Here is a 4713-nt window from a genome sequence, read left to right on the forward strand (position 1 = left end):
GGAAATATAGAGTTTGCAACTTTATCAATACTAAGATTTTGAACAACAGAACCAGATACATTTTTACAAAATTGATAATACGCAAAATTTGAAGATAATAGATAAAAAAGGAATTCTCTATTGTAAGCTATTTTATATTTAGTTATTACAAGCCATCCATCATGTATACATCCATCTATATTTAAAATATATGGTCTTCCAAAACTCATTGAATTTGTTAACAAAAAATCTCCGGATTTTACAAATCTACTTCTATTAATACCTTCTTTTATTATTCTTTCTCTAGTTGAATTAATATACTTACCATTTTTTTCTGCATCGCTAATTTTTATCCAATTAATACCATCATTTGAAGTAGTTAAATATTTATTAATAGGTCTCGGAGATCCTCCTCTTAATATTTCTGCAACATTTCCAAGCCTTACCCAAACCCAACTATCTGGAATATTAAAAGGCAATTCATTATCTATGCAAACATCTTTTATAACATTACTACCTTCTAAAACTCTTTCATAATAGGAGCCATCTTTCTTGTATATCTCGCTTGTATTTTTTTCTTTCTTTATACGATCCTCTTTTATCAATTTATCTTTATTTTTTTCTTCTAAACCTTTAGGAAGCGGTAGTGATTTCATAAATATGCCTCTATTAAATATAATGTACTTGTTTCAAACTAATTATTTATAATTGTGAGGACTAGCCCTGCGAAGCACACAGTCGTGCCCCCCCCCCACTTCTTTTGCGACCGAAGGAAGTGCCTGTGGCATTGGCACATACGAAGTACGCCTCGCTGTGCGTGCCGACGAAGTCCACCTTTGGTGTCGGCAGGCGAGAAGCATACGAAGTACGCCTGCGGCGAAAGACTACATACTTATATACTAAAATAATAATTTATACAACATATAAAATAGACTTGTTTCAAAACTAAATTTATTAATATTTATTTAATATTTTTAAATTATAGTTGGGGCTTTGCTGCGAAGCACACAGTCGTCCCAAACCCCAGTTCTTTTATTGGTATAAAAGAACCAAAAGAACTGCATTTTCTAGCTTAAACATACAATTTATACAACATATAAAATATTTAATTAAATCGTTATTAATATTATTTAATTTAGCATAAAATAATAAACTCATAAAATTGTTTGTCAAGTAGTTTTGAAACAGGTCTAATATTATTTTTATATAATCTTATTAAGTACTTTTGAAACAAGTCCAATATATAATTCTTAACAATATCATACTATATTATATAAAAAATTCAAAATTATTATTAATTTATCAGATTCTTCACTTCGTCCCAGCTTAATTTATTTATGTCGCCCATAGAATCGCCCACTACAGTATCAATAAGCAAACGCTTTTTATTCTGAAGTTCTAATATCTTCTCTTCTATGGTGCCTCTTGTGATGAGCTTATAATTAGTTACAACGCGTTTCTGTCCTATTCTGTACGCTCTGTCTGTTGCTTGATCTTCTACTGCAGGATTCCACCATAAATCATAATGCATCACAGTATCCGCCTGCGTCAAGGTGAGTCCTGTGCCTGCTGCTTTAAGGCTAAGTAAGAATATAGGTGCTTCTCCGGCATTGAATCTATGAACTAAATCCATTCTGTCCTTTGTAGAGCCGTCCAAATAAAAATAATCTATTCCCAATTTCTTAAAAGCAATACGCATGAGATTAAGCATTCTGGTAAATGAGCTGAATACCAATACACTATGTCCGCCTGAAATAGCTTCTTTAATCATCTCTATAAACATATTAAACTTACCGCTTGTATGACTCTCGCCTCGTAAATCTTCATGCATAAGTCTAGGGTGGCAGCAAACCTGTCTTAATCTTGTTAATGCTGAAAATATCTCTATATGCGACTGAGCAAAACCTTTTCTTTTTACCGTTTCAAATATTTCTATTCTAGCAGCCTCAAGTATAGACATATAAAGTTCTTTTTGATCTTTAGTTAAATCGCAGTAGCTTACAACGGTATGTTTAGGAGGCAAATCTGTAAGTACATCAGTTTTTAACCTTCTTAATATGAAAGGTGCTATTCTTGTCTTTAAATTATCCAAAGCCTCACTTGAACTGTCCAACCCTGCAAGTATAGGAGCTTCATAATCTTCAATAAAATCTTTATGCTTGCCTAAAAATCCCGGCATAAGAAAATCAAACATTGACCACATCTCGCTTATACTGTTTTCAATAGGCGTACCGCTTAAAGCAAGTCTTTTTAATGATTTTAAACTTTTAACCATTTTGGCATTCTGAGTATTGGCATTTTTTATATGCTGAGCCTCATCAAGTATGAGATAGTTAAACTCATTCTCGCTTAATGCCTTTACATCTCGTCTTAATGTAGAATACGATATTACAGCAACATCATAATTACTTACAGCTTTTATCTTTTTCATTCTAGTTTTTAAATTACCGGATAACACTATAACTTCAAGAGAAGGAGCAAACTTTTTAATCTCGCATTCCCAATTAGCAACGCATGAAGTAGGAGCAACAACTAAAGAAGTAAGTTTATTGCCGTTTTCTTTTTCTTTTAGTATTGTGGCTATAGTCTGAAAACTTTTACCAAGCCCCATGTCATCGGCAAGTATTCCGTTTAATGACATATCAGCTAATTTTCTAAGCCATTTATATCCTACTAACTGATAGCTTCTAAACTCTCCGACTATATCTTTAGGCGGTGTCTCATCATACTCAACCCTTTTTATATTTGCTATAGTATCCACAGCATTATCGTCCAAATCAAGCTCTATACCGCTATGTTTCTCAAGCATATCTGCAAAATAAGGAGCACTGAACATAGGAAGCAAGTATCTGTTATCCTCTTTTTGTTCTATAGGATTTTCTTTAAACATCTTAGCTATATAATCAATTACTTCCAAATCTATAGGTACAAATGAACCGTTTTGAAGTCTTATATATTCTTTATTTTCTACTTTTACAGCCCTTACAATTTCAGATAAATCATGAAGCTCTTTAACGCCCTCAAAAGAAAAATTAATCTCAAAGAAGTTAATATCTTTAGTTAAAGAAACTCTCATTTTAAGAGGCTTAACATTCAATTTTAATGATTTAAAAGATTCACTGTAATAACAAGTCCAACCTCTATCCTGAAGTGCCGGAAGTATTTTGTAGCATAAATAAAATATCTTCTCATCATCAGAAGTGGCAAAAGTATAATCTCCCACTTTCTCCAAATATTTAGATAATGTTCTGCAGAAATATTCTTCCTTTTCATTATCTCTGTAAATCTCTGTAACTTCATTATCAAACATATTGCTGCTTGTAAACTTTCCGGAATAAGGATCAACAGTAAAAGAACCGTATTTGAACTTTATAGTAGAAAATACATTAGTGCCGTCATAATCCAAAAATACCAATGCCTGAGCTGGAAAAGCTAATATATCATTTTCTTTTATATCTTCTGGAAGCTCTATATTATCAAAGTCTTTTTTAAGATTAGGAAGCACTCTTGAACAGAAATCCTTTATATAATCTTTTTTTACTATTATACTGTCTTTAAAAATATTCTTTTTGATTTTAGGGTATGATGGATTAGTCTCATAAAAAATATCTTTATAAAGTATAAAATCACAATTCTCTCCGAATGTATATACTCTATTTAAATCAACATCTTTAATGCTCAAATTAAGCACTAAATCTTTTTCTTCGTTATAATAGCTCTCTAACTGCAAGTTTAAAATTTCATCGCTGAATGTTATAACTCTGCTTTCAAGCCTTATATTCGGCACATCTTTTAAAAGCATAAGGCACTGATAAGCATCATAGTCTTTAAACCATAACTTACCGTTTTCCTGTATCTGTTTAGCCTCAGCATACAAATTATTTAAAAATCTTATTAATTTGGCCTCTGCCTTACTAAAATCTTCAAGCTCTATTACTCTTTCAATATCTTCAATATTTTGTTTATCTCCAATAACGCATGAAAATAAAAAATTCTCAAGCTCCCCTACCCTATACTCTTTTTTATTTTCCAAGTCTATCAATTTCAATGAAAGCCCCAAAGTCCTTTCATTATTGCTGTCGCCCCTTAAAGATAATAACACCGATAAACTATAATACTCCCTATAAAGATTATCCCTGTAATTATCCATTAAAGGAGATCTTGTATAATAAAGCCAATCTTTACGTGAAGGATCTATTATTTGAGAGTTTTCCTCTTTTTTATTTCTATCTATTCTCTTATTATCGCTTTCTGTAATAACAACGCTGTTTGCTATAGTTTTGATAGAAGCCTTTGCAAGCTCATCATTTTCTTTAGCATTAGCATTTAAATTTAAAAAAGGATTATCATTTTCCTTAATTTTCTTTTTAGACTTACCCCTAGTATTCATTCCCATAACCTTACTATATTTTTACACATCATTTTTAATGGCTTTTATAATAATAGAATTATTAAAAAAGTCAATATTATATATTGTATAAAAAAACATGATTTTTGATAATATGTAAAAAAGAATAGTTTTGATTATATTATGATAACTAAATTATGTTAATTAATATATAGTTATACTGTTTTTATTATTAGTGTTTTGTTTTTATATTTTGCTTTATATAACACGCGTTAAACTATCTCAAAAAAATAAATCTAGTCAATAATGACAATTTTTGCTATAAATTTAAATATATTCACCGCGTGCCATTAAATCCCAAAAATAAATAAACGCTTGGGCGGGCG

General features: G+C 30.7%; 2 protein-coding genes. Both read right to left on the reverse strand.

Going from position 1 to position 4713, the window contains the following annotated elements:
- On the reverse strand, nucleotides 1-635 hold a 635-nt coding region (locus A966_RS12580), incomplete at its 3' end, for a restriction endonuclease subunit S (protein WP_008726204.1).
- A 638-nt stretch (nucleotides 636-1273) separates the two neighbouring features.
- Nucleotides 1274-4369 carry a DEAD/DEAH box helicase gene (locus A966_RS12585; protein ID WP_008726206.1) on the reverse strand — a complete coding sequence of 1032 codons (3096 nt, stop codon included), beginning with the start codon at nucleotides 4367-4369 and terminating at the stop codon, nucleotides 1274-1276.
- Nucleotides 4370-4713: the final 344 nt, after the last annotated feature.

The organism is Brachyspira hampsonii 30446, assembly GCF_000316195.1.
GTDB classification, from domain to species: Bacteria; Spirochaetota; Brachyspiria; order Brachyspirales; family Brachyspiraceae; genus Brachyspira; species Brachyspira hampsonii_C.

Bases quoted from the DNA above. Each gene is read 5' to 3' on its own strand.
- A966_RS12585 (WP_008726206.1), bottom strand. From the start codon at position 4,369: ATGAATACTAGGGGTAAGTCTAAAAAGAAAATTAAGGAAAATGATAAT.